Here is a 21951-nt window from a genome sequence, read left to right on the forward strand (position 1 = left end):
TCAAGTCGGCGTGCGATTCCGAAAAGGAAAACCCTCGATTGGGTTTCCGCTAACGCCCGGTCCATGTCGGCTTGCGCTTCTCGCCGAAAGCCTTGAGGCCTTCCTTGGCGTCCTCGGTCATCGCGAGCAGCGCGATCTGGCTTTCGGTGTAGGCGATGCTTTCATCGAATGACATCGAGGCGATCGCCCGCATCGCGTATTTGCCGCGACGGATCGCCGTCGGCGACTTGTCGACGATGCGCCCGATCAGCCAATCGACCTTGGCATCGAGCTCGGCTGCCGGCACAACGTAGTTGAGAAGACCCGCAGCCTTGGCCGTCGCGGCGTCGAACGGCTCGCCGGTCAGCGCCCATTCGTTGACGAGGCGCGGCGGGGCGATCGACTGCAGCAGGCTCAGCACCTGCATCGGGAACACGCCGACCTTCACCTCAGGCAGACCGAAGATCACGCCATCGCCGGCGACCGCCATGTCGGTCATGCACAACAGTCCCATGCCGCCGGCCATGCAGACGCCGCCGACCCGCGCGATCGCGGGCTTGGTCGCATTCTGCGACAGCCGCAGCAGATCGGCGTAGTCGACATTGGGGCGCGAGAAATCCATCGAGAAGGCCGCGCCGCTGTTCTGCAGATCGGCACCGGCGCAGAACGCCTTGTCGCCCGCCCCCGTCAGCACGATGACGCGGACGTCCTTGTCGTCATGCGCCTCGCGATAACCCTTTGCGATGCCGGCGATCACACCGGCATTGAGCGCGTTGCGCTTGTCCGGGCGGTTGATGGTGATCCAGAACGCCTGCCCGCGCTTTTCGAGAAGAACGCTGTTGTCGGTCATGTTTCCTGCCTGTTTTCTTGGCCAATGTGCCGGTGTCAGCCGACATTTGCGGCAGGATCGGCGCCGACTGCAAGCAGGATTTATGCGGCCATCGATACCTTCCGGATCCAGACCTTGTTGTCGTGGAACGCGGCGCCGCCGAGCGGTGCGACGGCCTCCGCCCCGGTCAGCATGTTGATGCCGCGCCCGCCGATATGGGACTTGTTCGGATGGATCGACTCGGCGATCAGCACGCCGCGGCGAACGCCGTCGAACAGTTTTGCGGTCAATGTGGTCTCGCCGCGCATGTTGCCGAGCGTCACCGCGTCGCCATCGGCGATCAAGAGCGTCGCCGCATCGTCGGGATGAATCATCACGGTCGGCGCGCCCTCGCGGGCTTGCGACGACGGCGTTTCGTTGAAGCTGGTGTTCAGGAAGCTGCGCGAGGGTGACGTCGCGAGCCGGAACGGGTGCTGTGCGTCCGCCTCCTCGATGATGGTCCAGTGGTCGGGCAGCGAGGGCATCTTGTCCCACGCCCCCATCAGCCCGCCGGTGCCGACGGGCACCTTGCCCCAATCGACCTTGAAATGGAACTTCTTGTCGGCATGGGCAAAGCCGTCAAGATAATGCGAGGTGCGGAAATCAGGTTGCAGGTCGCGCCAAATGTCGGCCTCCAGGGCCTCGATCGTGCCGTGGCCGCTCTTCTTCAGCGTCGCATCGATCAGCTGGCGCGGCGTCATGTCGAAGCCGGGATGCACGGCGTTGAGCCGGCGGCCGAGCCCCTGCATCACCTCGTGATTGGAACGGCACTCGCCGGGCGGATCGATCAGCTTCGGACCGACCGAAATGTGCTGATGGCCGCCACCGTAATAGAGGTCGTCGTGCTCCATGAACATCGTCGCCGGCAGCACGATATCGGCCATCTGCGCCGTCTCGGTCATGAACTGCTCGTGCACCGCGACGAACAGATCCTCGCGAGCAAAGCCCTGGCGCACCAGCGCCTGCTCGGGCGCGACCGTCATCGGATTGGTGTTCTGGATCAGCATCGCCTTGACCGGCCCGCCGCCGCGGAGCGCCTCGGCATCGCCGGTCAGGATGCGGCCGATCTTGGACTGATCGAGCACCCGCGTCGAGGGATCGATCGCGTCGTGGCCTTCGATGATCGACTCGTCGAAGCGCCAGATTGCGGCATTATTGAAGAACGCGCCGCCGCCCTCATATTGCCAGGCGCCGGTGACCGCGGGGATGCACGAGGCAGCGTGCATCTGGGCGGCACCGTTGCGGCTGCGGGTGAAGCCGTAGCCAAGACGGAAGAACGAGCGCTTGGTCTGTCCGACCAGCCGCGCGAACGCCTCGATCTCCTCGACTGGCACGCCCGAGATCACTGAGGCCCATTCCGGCGTGCGGGTCTTCAGATGCGCTTCCAGCTCGTCGGGGCAATCGGTATAGCGCGCGAGATATTCGCGATCGGCAAATCCCTCGCGGAACAGCACGTGCATCACGGCGCAGGCAAACGCGCCATCGGTGCCCGGCCGCAGCAGGATCTTGATGTCGGCCTGCTTCATGGTCTCGTTGTTGTAGACGTCGACCGCCGCGATCTTCGCGCCGCGCTCCTTCCGCGCGCGCGATGCATGCGTCATCACATTGACCTGGGTGTTCACCGGATTGCTGCCCCAGATCACGACGAGGTCCGAGACGCCCATCTCGCGGGGATCGACACCGGCGATCTTGCCGGTCCCGGCCGCAAAGCCGATACGCGCGATGGTTGCGCAGATCGTGCCGTAAAAGCGCGAATACTTCTTCACATGCGACAGACGGTTGAGGCCGTCGCGCATCACGAGCCCCATGGTGCCGGCGTAATAGTAGGGCCAGACCGACTCGGCGCCAAACTCCCGCTCGGCCGCGTCGAAGCGCGCCGCGATCTCGTCCAGCGCCTCGTCCCAGGAGATCCGCGCGAACTGGCCGGAGCCCTTCGGCCCGGTCCGGCGCAGCGGGACCATCAGCCGCTCGGCATGATGAATCCGCTCGGCATACCGCGCGACCTTGGCGCAGACCACGCCGGCGGTGTAGGTCTGCTGTTTGGAGCCCCTGACGCGACCGATCGAGCGTCCCTCGATCACCTCGACGTCGAGCGCACATGCCGACGGGCAATCGTGCGGACAGGTGGAATGGCGGATGTCAACCTTGGCATGCTGGTTCATGGCCAAATTGGTAACATCAAATATCCCCCCCGCCGAGGGGCATTATTGACCCAGCCGGCGCGAAATCTGCTCACGTGCCATGCGGCAGGCGCCGGGACGGGCAGCTATTGGCCTGAGCCGTCGCATCAGACGCGGAAGATGCGGGTGTAGTGCGATTTGATCGATTCCCCTTCCCGCTCCACCGCCACCGGATCGTCCTTCATCGTCTTGATGTCCTTTAGCGGCCTGCGTCCAGCCTTCTCCTTGGCCTGTGCATGGACGGATCTGAGGCCGCCGATCTCGACATTGAGCTGCTGGCCCTCACGCCCGAGCGCGAAGGACTGGAACAGCCTGGCGGCATTCGGATGCGGAGCGTCCTTGAAGATCCCGTTCGGGCCGACAATGATCGGCGACCCCTCGGTGGCATAGACCGGCTCGACCGGGCGACCGGTCTCCTTCATCTGAAAGATGTTGTATTCGTTGCCGTCGGCCATCACAGCACGCTCGCCGAGATCGAGCTTCTTGGGTGGATCCGTCGAGGACTGCACCTGCATGATGTTCTGCTTGGCGAGTTGCTCGAAAAAGCTCCAGCCGAGATCGCGCTGCATCTGATAGGTCGCGGTCATGATGGTGCCGCTGTAGCCGGGATGCGCCTTCACGATTTTGCCCTTCCATTTCGGATCGAGCAGATCGGCAAAGCTGTTCGGCGCCTCCTCGGCCTTCACGAGATTGGTGTTGTAGGCAATGATCGAAAGCCAGACCCGAAAGCTTGCGAATTGCCCGTCCGCGTCGCGATGCTCCTCGGGGTAGTATTTTGCGACCTCTTCCGGAACATAGGGCGCGAGAATACCGTCGCGCTTCCACACGATGAAATGCGCGGCGTCGGACGAGTTGACGACGTCGACGGCATGAATGTTGCTGGAATATTCCTGGCCGACCCGCTGGAACACGCGCTCCGCGCCGGTGCGTTCGACGCGCACCGTGATATCGGGATATTTCGCTTCGAACGCCCTCGCCAGCTTCTCCGCGACCGGCAGATCGGTGGAGGTGTAATAGACGACCTGTCCCTCTTTCTTCGCTGCCTCGATCAGCGTCGGCGTCACCGGTTCCGCCGGTGGCGCGGCGGCCGTCACGCGCGTTGAAAGGGCGGCCCCGGTGAGCACGGCGCCCGAGCCCTTCAGCATGTCGCGGCGCGATAGCCCAGGATGTTTCCTCATATGATTCCCCGCACGCGATGGCGAAGTTGTACACCGTCCTCCCGCTCTTATTCCAATGCGCGAAAACGGAGTCTGTCGTCGACAGAGGCTTCAGGTTGCAGCTAGACTTCTGATCAAGAAACAAGACTAAAGTTGGGGGATTCAGTCAATGGCAAGCCTGCGATACGCCTTGGTGTTTGTCGCGGCGTTGCTGACCGTGTCCATGTCAGGCTCATATGCTGACGCCGAAGACTATCCCGCGCGGCCGGTCAGGATCATCGTTCCCTTCGGTCCCGGCGGTCCGGCCGACGTCGTCGCGCGACAGATCGGCGGCATCTTGCAGGAAAGCCTCGGCCAGCCCTTCGTGGTGGAGAACCGCACCGGCGCCGGCGGCGTGATCGGCACCCTCGAGGTCGCCAAGGCGCCGGCCGACGGCTACACCCTCCTGATGATGTCGAACACCCAGACCGCGAACGAATCGCTGGTGCCGCAGCGCAAATATGCGCTGATGCGCGACCTGACGCCGATCGCGTCTTTGAATACCTCGGATCTCGTGATCGTGGTCCACCCCGCCGTGCAGGCAAAGACCTTGCAGGAATTCATCGCCCTCGCAAGGGCACAGCCCGGCAAGCTGAACTATGCCTCGTCAGGTCAGGGCACGCCGTATCACATGGCGGGCGAGCTGTTCAAAGCCGTGGCCGGCATCGACGTCGTGCACGTGCCCTACCGCAACAGCGGCGAAGCCCGCGGCGGCGTCATCGGCGGCCAGGTCCAGATGATGATCGATGCCGTTCCGGCGATGGCGCCGAATGTCGCCGAAAACCGGGTGCGCGCACTCGCAACGACCGGCAAGATTCGTTCGACGGTGCTGCCCAACGTTCCGACGGTGACCGAGGCGGGCGTGTCCGGCTATGAGGCAACGATCTGGCTCGGCCTGATGGCCCCGGCGGACACGCCGACGCCGATCATCGACAAGCTCAACGCGGCAGTGAACGCCGCAATCAAGCGGCCAGAGGTCGAGAAGCTCTGGGCCGCGCAGGGCGCGGCGCCGATGACCATGACGCCGGCGGCGTTCGACGCATTCCTGCGCGCCGATATCGTGAAGTGGACAGACGTCGTCAAAAGGCTGGACAAGGCCCAGTAAGCGCGCAACGGCAGACCGCGAGCGAAGGAACGTTGCGCATGAAGACGTTGAGCATCCTGAGCGGCGGGGCGGCGCAGGGCCTGGTGCGCAGCCTCGCGCCAGCATTTGAAGCTGAGACCGGGCTCAGCATTGCCGGCGATTTTGGCGCGGTCGGCGCCATGGCCGACAGATTGCGCGCCGGCGTACCGACCGACATCGTCATCCTGACCGCCGCTCTGATCGCGAAGCTGGCTGACGAAGGGCTGGTTTTGCGCAGCTCGATCACGGACATCGGCCGGGTTGAAACCGCCCTCGCCGTCCGGGCCGGCGATCCGTCGGTCACCGCCGACGACGCGGCCAGCCTGCGCGCGGCATTGCTCGCGGCGGACGCGATCTTCGTGCCCGATACGAAGGTGTCGACGGCCGGAATTCATGTTGGCAGGGTGCTCGCGCAGCTCGACATCGCTGATGTCGTCGCGGACCGCCTCAAGATCTTTCCAAACGGTGCGACGGCCATGCGACATCTGGCCGAATCCGGAGATCGGCGGCCGATCGGTTGTACGCAATCGACCGAGATCATCAGCACCAAGGGCGTCGTGTTGTCGGGCAGCCTGCCGCCGGAGTGCGGGCTCGCGACGATGTATACGGCGGCCATTCCGACACAGGCATCGTCGGCATCGCAGGCGCAACGCCTGATCGCATTGCTGACGTCGCCGGAAACATCTGCGCTACGCAGCCAGACTGGCTTTGTTTCTGGCCTGACGTCGTAGATGAGACCAGACCACCTAAAGTGCGATGAAATATGTTCAAACGTTATCGCTAGGTCGACAGAATGCATCAGCACGATGCATCGCTTATGGATGCATAAGAGGACCTGCAAATTCGCTGCAATCACATTCTTAAGAAGAATTGCGTCGTCGACATCCAGAGGTAATTGTCGTGTCGTTGCCAACCTGGTTCTCGGTCGGAAGCGATCCAAGGGAAGAGATTGCTGAATTGACGAACGTCGAGCTTGTCGATCCCCAGCGCGAAGTTCGTGATCGTGTGCTGCACAGGCACGGACGCGTTCGGCGCGAACACGAACTGATCCTGCCCCGCGCCTGCCCGTGAGCGCTCCGCTCTTGCTGAAGCGCCACATGAAAGCAGTCTGCGGGTCACCCTGCACGCTGCTCGCGTTGATACAGTAGTCATTGGTTGCAGAGCGATAGCCAACGAATCCCAGATGGATCCTATCTGCGGCCGCCGCAGCGGACCCATGTGCAACGGTCGCCGCAGCCCCCACAACAAGAGCGCGAAGCCGCAACGAACGGGCGCCGACGGCTGCGGAGCGCGAAGCAAACAAAGCATTCAAAACTGTCAGGCCGACGGAAGCCATGACGGATTACGCCAAAGCGCAAAAAGCGATCCACGATAATCGGGAGCGCCTAAAAGCCGAACGGCTGGCGCGGGAGGCCGAAGCGGCCAACTGCACCAAAGGAGGTTGAGCGTCCCATGTGGACGATCACGGACGACCAAAGTTTGTGGCGGGTGATATGGCCCTGCACTTTCGCCGAGTCGATACTGAACTGGAGATATGGATCGCAAGCAGCGGCGACTGTTCATTCGTCATCAGCAACGAGAGTGTCAAACGCCATCCGGAACTGCCCCCTTTGCGTCATGAAGAACTGCCCCCACCGTCTGGATTATGATCTCGGTTGAAGGTTGTTTCCGACGTTAATGGGCCGGAGGGAGGCGGAGCCGACCGGAGCCGTCACCGTCGGGCGGCGGCTTGATGAGGCCGCTCTTGCGCTTGGCGCGGAGACGATAGCTGTCGCCGCGGATCGTCAGCACGTGGCTGTGGTGCAGGAGCCGATCGAGGATGGCGGTGGCGACCACGGGATCGGCGAACACGGTGCCCCATTCGGCAACGCTGCGGTTCGACGTGATCAGCATGGCGCCGGTTTCGTAGCGGCGGCAAGGACGACGCGATCCGTGGGCTAGGAACATGGCCGCGTCTCCGGAGTTGCCATTGGCGTGAATAAATAAGGGAGGGAAGCGAGATGGGACGAGGCGTTTTGCTTTGGCTTTTGGGCGTGCCAATTCCTGTGATCATCCTGCTGTGGTTGTTTTTTGGACACTGACTACGGCGTAATTGCCGAGCGACGTACACCAACGCAGTCTGCCGGCGCAGCTAATTAGGATCCATTTCGGGCGGCACGTCGAGCGATCGAATGATCGAGCCCTGCCTTTCAAGGCCGTGCAATTAAATTGAGATCGGATAGGCACATCCCGTCGTGCTATCGCTGCGCCTAGCCGGACATTGTGGGAGCGCCGATAATCTTTGCAGAGAACAATGTGCGAGTTGCGCCTGTTTGTCGCATTTTGCCGAGCGTGATTTTGGTCGGATCGTCCTTCATACGCGTGATTTCACCGCTCGCTGCGCCCCGCGATCCCGCAAGCGTTAGCGCAAGGATGGCAGCTTGGCGCACAAGACGTCGGTCAAACCCATCATTGCACTCGCACCGGCGATGCGGGCCAATAAGATTTCAGCCATCGCCTATCCGTCAAAACATGGCGGCTGGAAGAGCGGGAGCTTCTGCATGCCTCCGCCGCAGCAATCCGTTTGGAAGATGAACCATGGCACCCACGCCGGCTGCGCGTATTTTAAGCTTGGCAGTGTTGTCGTAATTTCATGCCAATGCCATGCCGATCAACCGAAAGCTGCTGGAAATCCCGCCCGAGGTCGCCCACCGGTTCGCCGCGGACATGAAGGGTTATCACGCAGAACAGGACAACATCTAACGCGATCGGGTCGCGGTCGGCACGAGGCATATGCTGCTGGGGCAGATGCCGTGGGGCACCAAGCTGCGGGTTGACCGAGGTCAAGGATTATTTGAGTTGATGCGATGAAAACTGTCTGGATCTACACGGACACGGCCAAGAAAATCTGCGACGAGGACCACATCAAGGTCTTCGCTTCGATCGAGGCCGCCGAGAAATGGTTCGAGGAAAACGCCCCCGAGGGCGTGGCATTTGAGTACGCTGTCCTGGAGTGAAAATGGCAAAGGCCTTGCTGCTCTCATTGCAATTGCCGCATTGGCTGATAATCGCAGGGGCCGCGCTGATAGTGGTCGGCCTGATTGGCCTTGTGATTAGCCGCCGGCGCCGGACCAATGTCCAGGACGAAGCAACCACAGAGCCAAGTTCCGAGCCACGCCCCCAACTGTCACCGCTGCCGGATCTTCTTAACTCACGACCACGAAAGGATCGGCGTGAGATCTAAGGGTCGCACGAGCGAAAAAGATGGAGGTGTGGCAGGATCACTGGCTTGTAGCTAGCCACCGTCGGCGCATAGTCAACAAATGATCGAGCAGCGACCAGCTTTCATGGCTTGCAAAAATCCCGGCCCCGGCTGGAGGATCGACATTCTGTGGCCCGATGGCGAAACGGAAGTCATCAAGGGTTTTACTACTGAGCACGACGCCGCGAAGTGGATTTCAGAGCACTCGAAGACGTGGCAAGAAATCCCTGACCAACCGCGCTAGAGCGGTTCGCTGGCGTCCACTCATCGCGACGTCTAGCGGCTTCTCAGCGTGCGACGGTCCGATTGATCGAGGCACGCCCTGACGTCCGTCATTTCGCGTCGCCGCTTTGGCTTCAAAAGAGCGGACCCTGCGTTTGCGTCGGAATGAAGCCTCGTCCGCGTCGGTAGAGGTTTCTCGCTCGGACCTCCCTCCCCTATTGAGCAAGCCGGCGTTCGCGGGCTCGGCGGCGCATCCGTCCACGGATCGCGACCTTAACGTTAAACCGAAAAACGATGAGCGCGCCCGGCGTGGCAGTCTCTGAGATATTTCATTCTCTCTTCGTCAAAAGCCAATTTCAAAGTTCAGCGATTTGAATCGATGATCCTGGAATTCGGTATCGTGACCACGATCGTGGGATCTATGCTCGCCTTGTATGCAAGTCGGCGTCGTTCGATCATCCTGGAGGCGTGCGCAGGCGTGCTGCTGATTGCTGGCCTTAGCTGCATTGGCGCGGGGCTCCCGCGTGTTTGACCGCTTCGCAGACTGGAGCGCGCCGCGCTCAAACCGTCGGATATGCCTTCGTGGCCGGGGCCCGAGCGCTAGATGCTCTGGGAATTCCGATGGAGCTATTTCTTTGACGCAGGACCATATTTCGCAATCCGAACAACTGGCGAGCGTCGCAGCTCTGACGCCGAAGGCGGTTGATTTGCTAAATCTTCAAAAGAGGATTTCCGCTGTCCGGTTCGGTTAGGATCGCGGTGTCACTCGATGGCTGCGAGGCGGATACCTTCGACGAGAAGCACATAACCGTCAGGCCGCATCCACGGTCGCTTTTCCGGCCAACGCTCAAGCTGCTCCAGCGACTGGGCGCGCCTCGTCAAACGCCCAAGATAAGCGGCGCGGCAATGCATTGGAAGGTAACTACATAACCCGGATGCAGGCGAGCAGCTTGGCGCATTGCCTGCAGCGCAGGCCCGTGGAAGGAACTGCAAGAGCCCACGCCAGATCAACCAAAGCCACATCAGCAGATCGTGCGGGCTGGCACGGATCGCCTGCTACAATCTTTCGAGTGCTCTCTCGATATCCGCCGCTCCTCAGCAACCTCTATTACTTTCCGCGCGTGGAACAAAAACATCGGCAGGAGAAACGGGCCTCAGCGAGGATACCGAGCTTGCCGCTTTCCCCGGATTCCTACGTACGCGTTAACCACTTGCTGTTCGCAGCCTAAGCAACTCGTTAACAGGGAGGTGCGATTATGCGGTCTTTGAGCGGAGAAATAGTGAAATGCCCAAGGGCATGGTCAAGCTGTTTAAGGAAGACAAAGGCTTCGGATTCATAAAGCCGGATACCGGTGGGGAAGATATCTTCTTCCATGTCACGTTCCTTCTGCCTGGAGTAACACCTAGGCCAGGTGATCGTGTTACTTTCGAACTCGGGGTTGATCGAAGAACCGGACGTAGCCGGGCCGACAAGGTTATGATGGGCTAAGACCCTCACTCCAATGCGAACAACCGATCAGCGCAAAAATCGAAAGACTCTACCAACCGTTGCCGCACCCATTTCACGACTCGGGGATGCGCACCCTTCTCTCCCATGAGTGCGCATGGGCAGCCCCGCCCGCACAAGACATTGATTTCATTTCGGATAACACGCCCCTAAAAACGCAAAATTTGGCATTTCGGACCACCTCAAGCTGACGATCGGCTGTCCTCCGAACGCGCAATGAGGCCGCGCCAGCGAAGTCGCGCGGTGAGCCCGTCAAGAGGGACGGGTTTGAAGTTCGGTCACTCAGCGTCGCTCGAATCGTGACTGATCGCGAGTTCATAACCCGGCAGGGTCTGCCGGCTGACGACATGGCGCAGGTCGTACGCAAACTGTTTGAGCAGCGAGAGCAGCCATTCTTCGTCGGCGACTGCTATTCCTGGCGGCTGGGTGGACCGGTCTTGGCCGAGACATTTCCGCAGTTCGCGCGGAAGCCGACCGTCGTCGTCGTGGTGAAGAAGGCCTTCACATCGACGAGGCCGGAAAGGTTAAGCGTATCGGCGTCGTCGATCCCGCTGGTATTGGTGTGCTTCAGCGCCTCGTACTGGATGGTCCAGACGTTGCCGCCTGTCACGTTGCCGGAGGTGATGGTCTCGTCCAGCACGATAGCGAAGGCGACGGTGCCGTTCGAGTTGGGAATCCAGGTCGTGCCGTTGAACTGGCCCTCGCGCCCGAGCAGGATGTGGCTGTTGGAATCGGTGTAGAGGAAGATCTGCGCTCCGTCGCCGGTGGCGAAAATCTGGGTCGGCGTGCCGTTGGTGATCGTCCCCCCGTGGAGTTCGAGAATTGCAGGTCGGTGACGGTGGTCGTGCCGAGCTGGATGAAATCGGTACCGGCACTGCCGATCGTCCGTGCCGCAGCTTGCGGAAACACCACGCTCGTATCACCCGACTCTTCGCCGGCGGAGCCAGCCACAATGCCCAGACTGGTCTTGAGAGCCGCGCTCATGGTCGTAAGCAGGAAAGACCAGGCAACTTCGTTGTCGGGCCCCGCCTGAACACCCGTGTCATTGTCAGTGCCGCTGGTCTGCAAGCTCGCGGCTTCGTCGATGATGAGATTGCCATTGATGGTCAATACTGGTGCCATGATTTCCTCCCTTCGAAAGGCGGCGCTCGTTCGTACCTTCTTCGGAACAGGCGGTCGCCGCCCGGGCTCGCAATCGCCCAACGGTTTCGCTGCAAAACAATGCGCAATCCAAGCGTCAGCTCTTCGGCGATCTGTGGCGCTCGCCGGGAGGGGACGTCAGTTTCTGGAAGTCCGTTAAGATGGGGCGCAGCGGAAGCTTTGTCGCTATTTCGCGTACGCCCCTCCGACGCTGCCTGAATAATCAGTCGCGGAGAGAAGTACCTGCAATCGAATGATCGGATGCTTTTGCATGCTATTCTCCCTCGATCTGCTGCAAACTGCTGCGAACGCAAGTGGAGAAGCAAACACCGTCCAACAAATTTCGAGGCCATGCCTCCCAATGGAACTGTGCCAGTAAAGGAGTGAGAAAATTCAAGGTAAAGGGTGAAGAAGCAGTAGCACCTATGGGGTAACGCGCATCCCGCACACCTATTTTGATAGGACAATGACAATATCGCCCTTTACGTGTGGACACGGCGGGGATGCTGCCAACAGCGCGCGATAAGCCGGCACGATGATCATGCAAGAAGTACTCTGGAAGCTGGGCCGGAAGGTCAGCTCCTAACGCTGGACGACTCCTCCACAGGCACGAGAGTGCCAAGGAGTGGGCGCCGTTTGAGGTTCCCACGATTCGGACTAGCAGCCTATGCAGTCAATTTCGACGATCGGTCTGGATATCGCGAAGTCGGTCTTCCAAGTGCACGGCGTTGATGCAGCCGGCTAGGTGGTCATACGCCGACAGTTGAAGCGCCGGCACGTCTTGGCATTTTTCCAGAAGCTGCCGCCACGCCTGGTGGGGATCGAGGCTTGCGCATCATTGCATCATTGGTCACGCGAGCTGCGGACGATGGGGCATGCGGTGCGGTTGATGGCTCAGGCCTATGTGAAGCCCTACGTCAAGCGGCAGAGCCTTTCGCTCGATCCGGGACCGGGTAGTAAGACGGCATGTGATCGAAGCCGTCGAGGCGATGGCGGATCGCCGCGAGGCTCCCGACGACAATGCCGACACGGTGAACATCGCGGACAACCAAGATCGAGCCACCATCCGGCCAGAACGCGGCCATGAAGGCGAACAATGATCGCGATGTCAGCAGCGGCGAGGCAGCGCGATCTCGGCCTGGTTGACCCCTATCCCCAAGATCGAGATCGCACCTTCGTAATGCCCGGATCAGTCGTCGTACCATTCACTGGAACTCCCCGCGTGTTCTTTGCGTCGCTCGAGGCTGAAACGGCGGTGGCGGCATGAGTATGTTTCTTGTTTTCGGACATGCCTTCAGCGCGTCCATTGAGCCGAAGATCGTGCATCTTCTGCACGATCGCGAGGCCTTTAAGAAGGCATTCGTGGCTGGGTTTGAGGAGGCAGCTGCTGCCGGATTTGATGCCGTGGATAAATTGCCGGTCGTGCTCGATGACACGCTGATCAGAACAACCTTCCAAGTGTTGGAAGATAAGTTCAATCGATCAAACGACACATCGGAGCGGCGTAAAATCGTCGCCGAAATACTAAATCTGGCAGAATTGGCAAAATGATCGCCCCTCGACATCGAATTGCGCGCCCTCTTGCTGCCCGAATCGGAACCGCTCATGGCGCGGCCGGAAACTCACACTTCGGCATGTCCTGACGGCCCGGCCCACCCCAGAGCTACCCCAAGGCCGGGCCGCTTTTTTCTAATTTTCAGCAGGAATATTACAGCGCATTGGGGCGCACGACTTCGCCCACCGATCATATCCCATCTCAAAGCTAATGTTGCCGCGGAGCGCAGCCGACCAACAGTGGTGTCGGGCTCGACCATTTCCGCTATTCACGACTTAGGGAATACGCCAGCGCGGAGCGCAAGTCCCTGATGCTTCTCCGCCAACTCCGAATATCAGGGACCGCGTAGTTTGCGCCGGTTTGCGGGAACGGCTTGGTATGATCCAAACGATTTAGCAATCTACGGCTTCAGAGCACTGCTCATGCTCTCTCTGCTTGAGGGATGAGTTGGATTTTCCGAGCGACGACTGAGCATTGTTGCTGCGTCCGGCATGACCTTTGTCAGTACCGCTGTTTCTCACACTATCGGCGTCTATCAGGCGGGACCACGGGCCACGGCTGGGACCTTGGTTAGAAAAAACGAGTTTGGCTTCAAGAGGGGTCTAAGAAAAATTCTGGATTCGATGCAGAAATTTCTGCGTCGGGCGCTTACCAAGCACCTAGAAGAGGGAGCCCCACCACGGTGCGCCCCGAATCCCTATTTTTGAAATGCGTGGGAGCGCTTCAGGCGGCGTCGCGAATCTCCGTGTCTTCGGCGAACGAGCTGGCGTCAGCACACGCGTCTTCTGATGCCTTTGTAGTTAATGACGTTGAACGCAGGCGAGCAGTTTCAAATGCGGAGATATGTCGTGCCGCGCAGTTGGCTCCTGCCGCGGCCATGCTGTTCGCGCCATCAGACAAAGAATGAATGGCGTTAGCATCGTACAGTCAAGCGCCTGAGCCGAAAGTGTGCTTACCGTTCCTTCGAATGTTGTCTGGACTTTTCAGACAGGCTCCTCCTGCCAGAATCGCGGACTGTACCTTTTCAAATGACCGTTGCTCGATTTGGCGGACACGCTCGCGCGATATTTCGTACTCCAAGGCGAGCGCTTCGAGCTTCGGGGGATCTTCACTCAAATAGCGTGCTGTGAAGATATGCCTTTCACGGGGGCTTAGCTTCTCAATGGCTGCTGTCAATGCTTGGCGCCGTTGAGCCAGTTCCTGGTGCTCGGCCAGCGTCACGTCATGAGTAGGCGACGGATCTACCAGTCGTTCGAGGGCATCGCCGACGTCGCCGGCATCGTTGTGTCGTAAATTCAGGGACAGGTCGCCACGCAGGCGACGGTCCATATTCACGACTTCACGTTCGGGTACCTTGAGGTGAGTGGCGATCGTCTTGACCTGTTCTGGCCTCAGATCCCCGTCCTCCAAGGCGGCGATCGCACTCTTCGATTGCCTCAGCTTGAAGAATAACTTCTTCTGGGCAGCGTCCGCCGTGATCTTCACCAGCGACCAGGAGCGAAGAACAAAATCCTGGATCGTTGCCTTGATCCACCACATGGCATAGGTGGAAAGGCGGATGCCCCGCTCCGGATCGAATCGCCGCACGGCCTGCATCAGGCCGACATTGCCCTCGGAAATGATATCGGCAATGGGTAGGCCATAACCTCGATATCGCATGGCGATTTTCGCAACGAGACGCAGGTGGCTTGTCACCAGGCGATAAGCCGCTTCACGATCGCCGTGGTTTCGCCATCGCCGACCAAGGGTGGTCTCTTCCTCCTGAGTGAGAATCGGAAATTGTCTAATTTCCGTTAAATACTTCGTCAGCCCGGTGCCGAGCGACGGCAATTTCTGAGAAACAGTTTGAGACATTTCCCCCTCGCAGCGCTCAACAAATTCCCGCCTCTGCCGCGCTCGTCAGAGTCGCGGCAGAGCAACAAAAGCATCGGTCTACAGGGCGGGACTATCGTCCGCCTCATGGCTGCCAAAACGTCGGCCTTTTCGGTTGGAACCATCGGTCCTTCGATCCGAATCGGACTCCAGAAGGCACAGGGCATCCACGATGTCGTCGAAGCTCACGGCTCCATCGATTGTCTGGTTCAATTCTGGATCGTCTTTCACGGCGCAAGCATCCGCGGCCCAAAGCGATAGAATGGCCCGTTTCTCGTACGATGTGAGGTCGAAATCTTCGACAACGTCCATTGGATGAGCGAACGCCTGGGCTGGATGCAGCAGCCCGGCCATCTCCAGGTTCGTTGTTCGTCGGCGATCCGTCTGCAGCGAGAGGCGATCGGGAAACGTCTCGTGCAAAAGAGCCTCCACGGAACGCTGCTCTTCGCTCATCCGGCGTGCGATATACGCTCGCTCCAGGTCCGACAGCCGCGTCTCGAGGAGCCTGCGGTAGCGCCGAATATTGGCGCAATGGGCACGCAGGCGTTCAAGATTTCCCTCGATCATCATTCGTCCCCTTCCGGCTCAGGCGGCCAAGGCACGCTCGGTTGAGCGCAACCGACAAGGCTTTCCACCCGGAGGATTCCGGGGTCCGCCGTCGAGTTCGCACAGGGCCTCGAGGATTTCGTCGATCGATACGGGCTTCTTCAGTCCGGCGGGCGAGCGGAGCGACGGGCATGATGTTATCGCCGATGCGTCGGACGCCCAGGATGCCAGAATTGCCCGCTTCTCGGCCGTCGTCAGGCCGGCGTGGCACACGACATCCCTGGGATGTTCGAAAGCGGTGCCGGGATGCAGGAGCGCGTTGAAGTCAAACACGTTGTCGTCAGCGGTCGTCGGCCGCATGGTATCCTCCTTTGCATTGACGACGAGCGGCAGCCGCGCGAAGCCTCGCGCGGCGCCGGTCGGAGCCTGCTTAGGCTGCCTTGGCTTCCAATTTCTGGACATTGTCGGCCGATACGCCGTTGATTGCGATACGGCGCGGCTTCATGGCTTCCGGAATTTCCCGGACCAGCTCGATCTTGAGTAAGCCGTTGTCGAATGCGGCGCTCTTGACCTGAACGTAATCCGCCAGGTTGAACTGCCGCTTGAAGCTGCGGGTGGAGATGCCGCGATAGAGATAATCGCGCTCAGCCTTCTCCGACTTGCTGCCCTCAATGGTGATCACGTTCTGTTCGGCCGTGATCGCGATCTCGTTGGGCGCAAAACCTGCAACCGCCAACGAAATCTGGTAGCGGTCCTCAGACAGCCGTTCGATATTGTAGGGCGGATAGTTGTCCTCGCCGGCCCGCTGGGCCATTTCGGCGAGGTCAAAAAGGCGGTCGAAGCCAATGGTCGAACGCCAAAGGGGCGAGAAATCATAAGTGCGCATAGCCAAATCCTCCAAAGAGCAAGATGGTTACGAGCGGCACCGGACACGACCGGTGCCCGTCTCAACGGCCGGACCCCTGAGGCGCCCGGACACCACCCTTCGGTGGCGACAAAAGAATTAGCAAAGTCGTTTTTGGTTTCAAGAGGGGGCCAAAAATTTTTTAGGGCTTTTGGTCCCCAGTAACCTGACCTGACGTCCGTTTCGTTAACAAGCGAGTTATGCACCCGGGTCCGCAATTCGGACAGCGCGGTTGAGGCGCAGGTACGCCGTCCTCGAGCGCCAGGGAAGCTGCGTGACCCATAGACGGGCCGCGCGTGGAGCATTAGCTCACTTGGGGTGCAGTCCCTTCCAGGTCGGACGGAAGACGAAGGACGTTGGGTTCATTGCTGTCTGGCAACAGCAGCGTGTCCATCTTGAACAGCGGCGGGCTCGGTTTCCAGCTCATCCACTGCATCGAATCCAGATAGGGGATGGGCGGAAGCGGCAGAAGGTGGTTCGCGCGCTCAGGGGTCTGCTTTGAGGGACCGTCCAGGCTCCAGGCACCCGCCGGGAGCAGCATTGCCGCATAAGCGAACGCGCCCGCAATCATCATTCGGGCCCGGCGGTCTGAAGTCTCAGCACGAGCGGAAAGAGTATCATTTCTTGTCATCTCATCCTCCTAATTTCGGCAAGCCGATCCAAGCGATGGTGAGAAGGCTGAGGGCGAACATGAGCCAATGCATTACAGCCGCCCCGCCGTTGGGTGATGGAGATTGCATGCGTCTGCTCATCTGAAGCTCCTTGGTGCTACCGTTGCTTTCTCGTGGTGGGTGGAATGAGCCCGGCCGTCGCTGGCCGGGCTCGGAGTTGATCAGAAATCCATGGACGGCGCGGCAGGCGCCGTCTCCGCCTTCTTCGGCTTGTCGGCAACCAGGGCCTCCGTCGTGATGAGCAAGGCGGCGACTGAGGCCGCGTCCTGCAGCGCGGTGCGGACGACCTTGGCAGGATCGATCACGCCCGCTTTGACCATGTCCTGGTACTCTCCCGTGGCTGCGTTGAAGCCCCAATTGTAGTCGGCGTTCTCGAGCAGCTTGCCGACGACGAGCGAGCCGTCTTCACCGGCGTTCTGGACGATCTGCCGGGCAGGAACCTGGATGGCGCGACGCACGATATCGATGCCGGCCTTCTGATCTGCATTAGAAGCTTTGAGACCATCGAGCGCCTTCAACGCGCGCAGGAGCGCCACGCCGCCTCCGGGCAGGATACCCTCCTCGACCGCGGCGCGCGTTGCGTGCATTGCATCGTCGACGCGATCCTTTTTCTCCTTGACTTCGACCTCGGTGGCACCGCCGACGCGGATCACGGCGACGCCGCCAGCGAGTTTCGCCAAACGCTCCTGGAGCTTCTCGCGATCGTAGTCGGAGGTAGTCTCCTCGATCTGCGCCTTGATCTGGGTGACGCGGGCCTCGATGTCCTTCTTGGCGCCTGCGCCGTTGACGATGGTCGTGTTCTCCTTGTCGATGACGACCTTCTTGGCGCGCCCGAGCATGTTGAGGGTTACGTTCTCGAGCTTGATTCCGAGATCCTCCGATATCGCCGTTCCGCCGCTGAGGATCGCAATGTCCTCGAGCATGGCCTTGCGGCGCTCGCCGAACCCGGGCGCCTTGACGGCTGCCACTTTCAAGCCACCGCGGAGCCGATTGACGACAAGAGTCGCGAGTGCTTCGCCCTCGACGTCCTCGGCGACGATGAGCAGTGGCTTGCCCGACTGCACCACCGCCTCCAGCAGCGGCAGCATGGTCTGGAGCCCGGAGAGCTTTTTCTCGTGGATCAAGATGTAGGGATCCTCGAGCTCGACCCGCATCTTCTCTGCGTTGGTCACGAAGTATGGCGAGACATAACCGCGATCGAACTGCATGCCTTCGACCACTTCGAGCTCGGTATCGAGGCTCTTGGCTTCCTCGACGGTGATCACGCCCTCATTGCCGACCTTCTGCATGGCATCGGCAAGGAAACGGCCGATCTCGGTGTCGCCGTTGGCGGAAATGGTGCCGATCTGCGCGATTTCCTCGTTGGAGGTGACCTTCTTGGCATGCACCTGCAGGTCCTTGACGATGACTTCAACCGCTAGATCGATACCGCGCTTGAGGTCCATCGGGTTCATGCCGGCGGCGACCGATTTTGCGCCTTCCTTGACGATGGCTTGGGCTAGCACGGTCGCCGTCGTGGTACCGTCACCGGCGAGATCGTTTGTCTTCGAGGCGACTTCGCGCACCATCTGTGCGCCCATGTTCTCGAACTTGTCTTCGAGCTCGATTTCCTTGGCAACAGTGACGCCATCCTTGGTGATGCGCGGGGCGCCGAAGGATTTTTCGATGACGACGTTGCGTCCCTTGGGACCAAGCGTCACCTTGACCGCATTGGCGAGCGTATCGACGCCGCGCAGCATCCGCTCGCGGGCCTCAGTTGAGAATTTCACGTCTTTGGCAGCCATATTATCTGCTCCTTTCTCGAATGACTGTCAGCTTCCAGCTTGCTCAAGCGGCCTTCTTGAGCGAGCCGGCTTTGTCGACCACGCCCAGAAGATCGCTTTCCTTCATGATGAGGTAGTCCTGGCCCTCGATTTTCACTTCGGTGCCGGACCACTTACCGAAAAGCACGCGGTCGCCGGGACCAACGTCGAGCGGCACCAATTGTCCTTGCTCATTCCGACCGCCAGGGCCCGCGGCGACGATTTCGCCTTCCTGCGGTTTCTCCTTTGCGGTGTCGGGAATGATGATGCCGCCAGCGGTCTTTTCTTCGGCATCAATGCGGCGCACGAGCACGCGGTCGTGCAATGGACGGAAATGCATGCACATCCTCCTGATTAGGTCAGCGATGTCAAAAATCCGGGTCCGGAAACCGGCCCCCGGGCGGAAGCGACTTAGGTAACGGACAAAATCCGTTCAAGAGCTTCTACGAAAATTTTGGCGGCTCATCCGAACGATGCACTGAGGGCTCTTGAACAGTCGACTTGAGCCAACCAGTTAATCGCCGCCACCGCCCCGGAGGACGGGGCGATAAACGCGTGTGCTACCGGAGAGAAATGATGCGATACTTGCGCGGGCTTGCGCGACTCGGGCTCGGCTCGACGCTGGCATTAACCCTTTCCGGACCGCCAGTTCTCGCCCAAATTCCAGACGTTAACACCGGCCGCGTGCCAACCCTTGCGCCGTTGGTCAAGGAGGTGACGCCGAGCGTCGTCAACATCTCGGTGCAGGGACGCGTGCGCGAGGACAATCCGCTGTACCAGGATCCGTTTTTCCGGGAGTTCTTCGACGTTCCGAAGCAGCTGGAGAAGGAAATCAACGCCACCGGATCGGGCGTGATTGTCGACGCCCAGCGCGGCTATGTATTGACGGCAAACCACGTTGTTGCCAACGCGACCGCGGTGCAAATCAGAACCAAGGATGGCCGAAAGTTTGCCGGTCGCGTGGTCGGCCGCGATGCGCCGACCGATATCGCGCTACTACAGGTCAAGGGGCCCGTCGGGTTGAAAGCCATCGCGCTGGGCGACAGCGACGCGCTTCAGGTCGGCGACTTCGTCATTGCGGTGGGCAATCCCTTCGGCCTGGGCCAGACCGTCACGTCAGGCCTTGTCAGCGCGCTCGGGCGCACCGGCCTTGGTAAGCACGGCTATGAAGATTTCATCCAGACTGATGCTGCGATCAACCCCGGCAACTCCGGTGGCGGCTTGATCAATCTGCGCGGCGAACTCGTTGGCATCAACACGGCGATCATCTCTCCGGGAGGCGGCAATGTGGGAATTGGCTTTGCGGTACCCATCAACATGGCCCGCAAGGTGATGGAGCAGCTCGCGCAGACAGGGCGGGTCGAGCGTGGCCGCATCGGCGTTGCGCTGGAGGATCTCGAGGCGCCCGCTGCGGGTGTGACGCAGGGTGCCCGTGTCAAGGAGGTTAGCCCCGGCTCGCCCGCAGAGCGCGCGGGCCTTCGCCGCGGCGACATCATTCTGAAGGCCAACGAAATCCCGATCCGCAGCGCCACGCAAATGCGCAACCTCATCGGGCTGACCGCGGTCGGTCAGCAAGTGCGGCTGACTATTGAGCGAGAGCGCGCCACAGAGAGCGCCACGGTCGAGGTCGCACCGTTGGCCGAGCCCAAGCCGAGAGGGCGCGGGCCGGGGTGACGAATGTCTGCATATGGTCGATTCCGTTGAAAAAGGCTGGCAGTATTTCGTTTTAGTAGCTCCGCCGCGACGTGGCCGAACTGCTCTACCGACCCTATGCGAGCCTCCGGGTGGGCATCGGGATCAGCTTGGCCATCTTTCGAAGGTTTGTGGGCGGTGGCTGCGAGGATGAACTCGTCGCGCGCGCCGTTTGGACCTCGCAAACGCAAACGGTCGAGCTTGAGAATGCGCTTGAGGTGCGCGAACAACGTCTCGATTTTCTTGCGGAGCCGGCGCGAGGTGCCTCCCTCCCACGATCTCGCGATCTGGCGCGCCATGTCGCGAGCGCCCTCATAGATTGAGCGCGGCACTCTCCGTGAAGCCTGCTTGGGGCAACGCCGAGCCTTCAATGCGCATCGATCACAATCGCGCTTGCTGGCGAGGTAAAGCATGGTGGCACCATCATTCACCAACGTTCCCGTCGTGGTAAGAACTTTGCCACCAGGGCAACGATAGATGTCCCCAGCATGGTCATAGGTGAAGTCGTCGCGCGAGAAGATCCCGTCTGTGCGGGGCCGACTTGTCGAAGACTGTAACGTGCGGCTCGATGCCGTGCTCATAGACTAGCCAGGCGAGCATCTCGGCCGAGCCATAGCCGCTGTCGCCGAGGAGCCGGCTCGGATAGAGATCAAAGCGCTCCAGCGAGCGCTCAATCATGCGCTTAGCGGTCAATACCTCCGCCTGCCGGATTGCCGTCGTTGCCTCAACATCGACGATGATCGCGTTCTCGATGTCGACCAGGTAGTTCGTCGAATAGGCGAAAAACGCTTGGCCGCCGTGCGCCCCGTCCAGCGCGCCGCCGGATCGGAGAGCGATATGAACTTCGGGGTGACCTCGGTCGCGGCTCCGAAAGCGGCATAGCCAGACGCTCATCGATTGCTCGACCGGCAGCATCCGGCAGAAGTCCCTTATCGCCTTCGATCCCCTTCTGCCGATTTGCATCGGCCTTGATTAGGCTCGCATCGACTGCAGATCCTTCGCCGCCGACCAGTCGTTCATCGATGCAGCGGCGCAGCACGCTCTCGAACACGCGACGGAAGAGGTCGCTCTGCCCGAAGCGCCCATGCCTGTTCTTGGAGAATGTCGAATGATCCGGCACCGCCCCATCCAGACCGAGCCGGCAAAACCGCCGGTAGGCCAAATTGAGGTGAACTTATCGCACAGACGCCGCTCCGATCGGATACCGAAGCGGTAACCGATCAGGAGCAACCGGATCATCAGCTCGGGATCGATCGAAGGCCGACCGATGCTGCTGTAGAAAGGCGCCAGGTCCCCAGGTCCAGCCGGACCTGTTCAAGATCGACAAACCTGTCAATCAACCGCAGCAAGTGATCAGTCGGGATTTGTCTTTCGAGCGAGAACTCATAGAACAACGCGGCCTGTTCGACTTGCCGAGGCCCCGTCATGATCTTCAGTCCTGCCAACTAGACAG

19 protein-coding genes and 3 pseudogenes are annotated in these 21951 nt (G+C 60.5%); 8 read left to right on the forward strand and 14 right to left on the reverse strand.

The window, feature by feature from the left end; all coding sequences use genetic code 11:
* Positions 1-49: 49 nt before the first annotated feature.
* The 3 genes from ACZBJS_RS25550 to ACZBJS_RS25560 form a co-directional block, all read right to left on the reverse strand.
* Positions 50-829 carry an enoyl-CoA hydratase/isomerase family protein gene (locus tag ACZBJS_RS25550; RefSeq protein ID WP_463439415.1) on the reverse strand — a complete coding sequence of 260 codons (780 nt, stop codon included), beginning with the start codon at positions 827-829 and terminating at the stop codon, positions 50-52.
* An 80-nt stretch (positions 830-909) separates the two neighbouring features.
* A complete protein-coding gene (locus ACZBJS_RS25555) occupies positions 910-3009 on the reverse strand; it encodes a molybdopterin oxidoreductase family protein (protein WP_463439416.1) in 2100 nt (699 codons plus the stop codon).
* Between the two features lie 125 nt (positions 3010-3134).
* A complete protein-coding gene (locus ACZBJS_RS25560) occupies positions 3135-4205 on the reverse strand; it encodes an ABC transporter substrate-binding protein (RefSeq protein WP_463439417.1) in 1071 nt (356 codons plus the stop codon).
* Between the two features lie 202 nt (positions 4206-4407).
* Between ACZBJS_RS25560 and ACZBJS_RS25565 the strand changes: the two genes are divergently transcribed.
* Both ACZBJS_RS25565 and ACZBJS_RS25570 read left to right on the forward strand, forming a co-directional pair.
* Complete coding sequence (locus ACZBJS_RS25565) at positions 4408-5328, forward strand: tripartite tricarboxylate transporter substrate binding protein (protein WP_463439453.1); 921 nt, start codon at positions 4408-4410, stop codon at positions 5326-5328.
* Between the two features lie 38 nt (positions 5329-5366).
* Positions 5367-6077, forward strand: a complete 711-nt coding sequence (locus tag ACZBJS_RS25570) for a molybdate ABC transporter substrate-binding protein (protein ID WP_463439418.1) — start codon at positions 5367-5369, stop codon at positions 6075-6077.
* Positions 6078-6198: 121 nt separating this feature from the next.
* Here ACZBJS_RS25570 and ACZBJS_RS25575 read toward each other — a convergent pair whose 3' ends face one another.
* Positions 6199-6387 (reverse strand): hypothetical protein, encoded by a 189-nt coding sequence (locus ACZBJS_RS25575; RefSeq protein WP_463439419.1) that lies wholly within the window; start codon positions 6385-6387, stop codon positions 6199-6201.
* Positions 6388-6989: 602 nt separating this feature from the next.
* Positions 6990-7260 (reverse strand): annotated as a pseudogene (locus tag ACZBJS_RS25580) (ATP-binding protein); the annotation flags it as partial.
* 932 nt (positions 7261-8192) lie between these two features.
* On the opposite strand from ACZBJS_RS25580, the gene ACZBJS_RS25585 reads away from it, so the two are divergent.
* Positions 8193-8342, forward strand: coding sequence for a hypothetical protein (locus ACZBJS_RS25585; RefSeq protein WP_463439420.1), 150 nt, complete (start codon positions 8193-8195; stop codon positions 8340-8342).
* Between the two features lie 1752 nt (positions 8343-10094).
* Positions 10095-10298: a cold-shock protein gene (locus ACZBJS_RS25590; protein ID WP_463439421.1), complete on the forward strand. Its 204-nt coding sequence runs from the start codon at positions 10095-10097 to the stop codon at positions 10296-10298.
* A gap of 427 nt (positions 10299-10725) precedes the next feature.
* Here the strand turns inward: ACZBJS_RS25590 and ACZBJS_RS25595 are convergent, their stop codons facing one another.
* Entirely contained in the window at positions 10726-11139 is a 414-nt protein-coding gene (locus ACZBJS_RS25595; protein ID WP_463439454.1) for a DUF5801 repeats-in-toxin domain-containing protein, read from the reverse strand.
* Positions 11140-12123: 984 nt separating this feature from the next.
* Here ACZBJS_RS25595 and ACZBJS_RS25600 point away from each other — a divergent pair.
* The 3 genes and pseudogenes from ACZBJS_RS25600 to ACZBJS_RS25610 form a co-directional block, all read left to right on the forward strand.
* Positions 12124-12381, forward strand: a pseudogene (locus tag ACZBJS_RS25600) (IS110 family transposase); the annotation flags it as partial.
* Positions 12382-12424: 43 nt separating this feature from the next.
* Positions 12425-12556, forward strand: coding sequence for a hypothetical protein (locus tag ACZBJS_RS25605; RefSeq protein ID WP_256528152.1), 132 nt, complete (start codon positions 12425-12427; stop codon positions 12554-12556).
* A gap of 163 nt (positions 12557-12719) precedes the next feature.
* Positions 12720-13007, forward strand: coding sequence for a hypothetical protein (locus ACZBJS_RS25610; RefSeq protein WP_141341754.1), 288 nt, complete (start codon positions 12720-12722; stop codon positions 13005-13007).
* Positions 13008-13938: 931 nt separating this feature from the next.
* On the opposite strand, the gene rpoH is transcribed toward ACZBJS_RS25610, so the two are convergent.
* The 7 genes from rpoH to groES all read right to left on the reverse strand — a co-directional run bounded on the left by rpoH (position 13939) and on the right by groES (position 19146).
* Positions 13939-14865, reverse strand: coding sequence for an RNA polymerase sigma factor RpoH (rpoH, locus tag ACZBJS_RS25615; protein ID WP_463439422.1), 927 nt, complete (start codon positions 14863-14865; stop codon positions 13939-13941).
* A 78-nt stretch (positions 14866-14943) separates the two neighbouring features.
* On the reverse strand, positions 14944-15453 hold the full coding sequence (locus ACZBJS_RS25620) for a hypothetical protein (protein ID WP_463439423.1): 510 nt from the start codon (positions 15451-15453) through the stop codon (positions 14944-14946).
* Positions 15454-15468: 15 nt separating this feature from the next.
* A complete protein-coding gene (locus ACZBJS_RS25625) occupies positions 15469-15789 on the reverse strand; it encodes a hypothetical protein (RefSeq protein WP_141341757.1) in 321 nt (106 codons plus the stop codon).
* Between the two features lie 70 nt (positions 15790-15859).
* On the reverse strand, positions 15860-16315 hold the full coding sequence (gene hspD / locus ACZBJS_RS25630; RefSeq protein ID WP_456782384.1) for a small heat shock protein HspD: 456 nt from the start codon (positions 16313-16315) through the stop codon (positions 15860-15862).
* Between the two features lie 322 nt (positions 16316-16637).
* Entirely contained in the window at positions 16638-16964 is a 327-nt protein-coding gene (locus ACZBJS_RS25635) for a hypothetical protein (RefSeq protein ID WP_463439424.1), read from the reverse strand.
* Between the two features lie 201 nt (positions 16965-17165).
* Positions 17166-18788 carry a chaperonin GroEL gene (gene groL / locus ACZBJS_RS25640; protein ID WP_463439425.1) on the reverse strand — a complete coding sequence of 541 codons (1623 nt, stop codon included), beginning with the start codon at positions 18786-18788 and terminating at the stop codon, positions 17166-17168.
* 43 nt (positions 18789-18831) lie between these two features.
* Positions 18832-19146, reverse strand: a complete 315-nt coding sequence (gene groES / locus ACZBJS_RS25645; RefSeq protein WP_168856006.1) for a co-chaperone GroES — start codon at positions 19144-19146, stop codon at positions 18832-18834.
* Positions 19147-19382: 236 nt separating this feature from the next.
* On the opposite strand from groES, the gene ACZBJS_RS25650 reads away from it, so the two are divergent.
* The gene (locus ACZBJS_RS25650; protein ID WP_076828168.1) at positions 19383-20480 is read left to right on the forward strand and encodes a trypsin-like peptidase domain-containing protein; all 1098 of its coding nucleotides are present in this window, start codon (positions 19383-19385) and stop codon (positions 20478-20480) included.
* 94 nt (positions 20481-20574) lie between these two features.
* Here ACZBJS_RS25650 and ACZBJS_RS25655 read toward each other — a convergent pair.
* Positions 20575-21925: pseudogene (locus tag ACZBJS_RS25655) on the reverse strand (transposase).
* Positions 21926-21951 lie beyond the last annotated feature (26 nt).

Source organism: Bradyrhizobium sp. KZN70725 (assembly GCF_055264925.1).

Coding starts and splice junctions, on each gene's coding strand:
- ACZBJS_RS25610 (WP_141341754.1), top strand. CDS start 12,720: ATGAGTATGTTTCTTGTTTTCGGACATGCCTTCAGCGCGTCCATTGAG.
- ACZBJS_RS25565 (WP_463439453.1), top strand. CDS start 4,408: ATGTCAGGCTCATATGCTGACGCCGAAGACTATCCCGCGCGGCCGGTC.
- ACZBJS_RS25555 (WP_463439416.1), bottom strand. CDS start 3,009: ATGAACCAGCATGCCAAGGTTGACATCCGCCATTCCACCTGTCCGCAC.
- ACZBJS_RS25560 (WP_463439417.1), bottom strand. CDS start 4,205: ATGAGGAAACATCCTGGGCTATCGCGCCGCGACATGCTGAAGGGCTCG.
- groES (WP_168856006.1), bottom strand. CDS start 19,146: ATGCATTTCCGTCCATTGCACGACCGCGTGCTCGTGCGCCGCATTGAT.
- hspD (WP_456782384.1), bottom strand. CDS start 16,315: ATGCGCACTTATGATTTCTCGCCCCTTTGGCGTTCGACCATTGGCTTC.
- ACZBJS_RS25590 (WP_463439421.1), top strand. CDS start 10,095: ATGCCCAAGGGCATGGTCAAGCTGTTTAAGGAAGACAAAGGCTTCGGA.
- groL (WP_463439425.1), bottom strand. CDS start 18,788: ATGGCTGCCAAAGACGTGAAATTCTCAACTGAGGCCCGCGAGCGGATG.
- ACZBJS_RS25570 (WP_463439418.1), top strand. CDS start 5,367: ATGAAGACGTTGAGCATCCTGAGCGGCGGGGCGGCGCAGGGCCTGGTG.
- rpoH (WP_463439422.1), bottom strand. CDS start 14,865: ATGTCTCAAACTGTTTCTCAGAAATTGCCGTCGCTCGGCACCGGGCTG.
- ACZBJS_RS25625 (WP_141341757.1), bottom strand. CDS start 15,789: ATGCGGCCGACGACCGCTGACGACAACGTGTTTGACTTCAACGCGCTC.
- ACZBJS_RS25635 (WP_463439424.1), bottom strand. CDS start 16,964: ATGACAAGAAATGATACTCTTTCCGCTCGTGCTGAGACTTCAGACCGC.
- ACZBJS_RS25620 (WP_463439423.1), bottom strand. CDS start 15,453: ATGATGATCGAGGGAAATCTTGAACGCCTGCGTGCCCATTGCGCCAAT.
- ACZBJS_RS25650 (WP_076828168.1), top strand. CDS start 19,383: ATGCGATACTTGCGCGGGCTTGCGCGACTCGGGCTCGGCTCGACGCTG.
- ACZBJS_RS25585 (WP_463439420.1), top strand. CDS start 8,193: ATGAAAACTGTCTGGATCTACACGGACACGGCCAAGAAAATCTGCGAC.
- ACZBJS_RS25550 (WP_463439415.1), bottom strand. CDS start 829: ATGACCGACAACAGCGTTCTTCTCGAAAAGCGCGGGCAGGCGTTCTGG.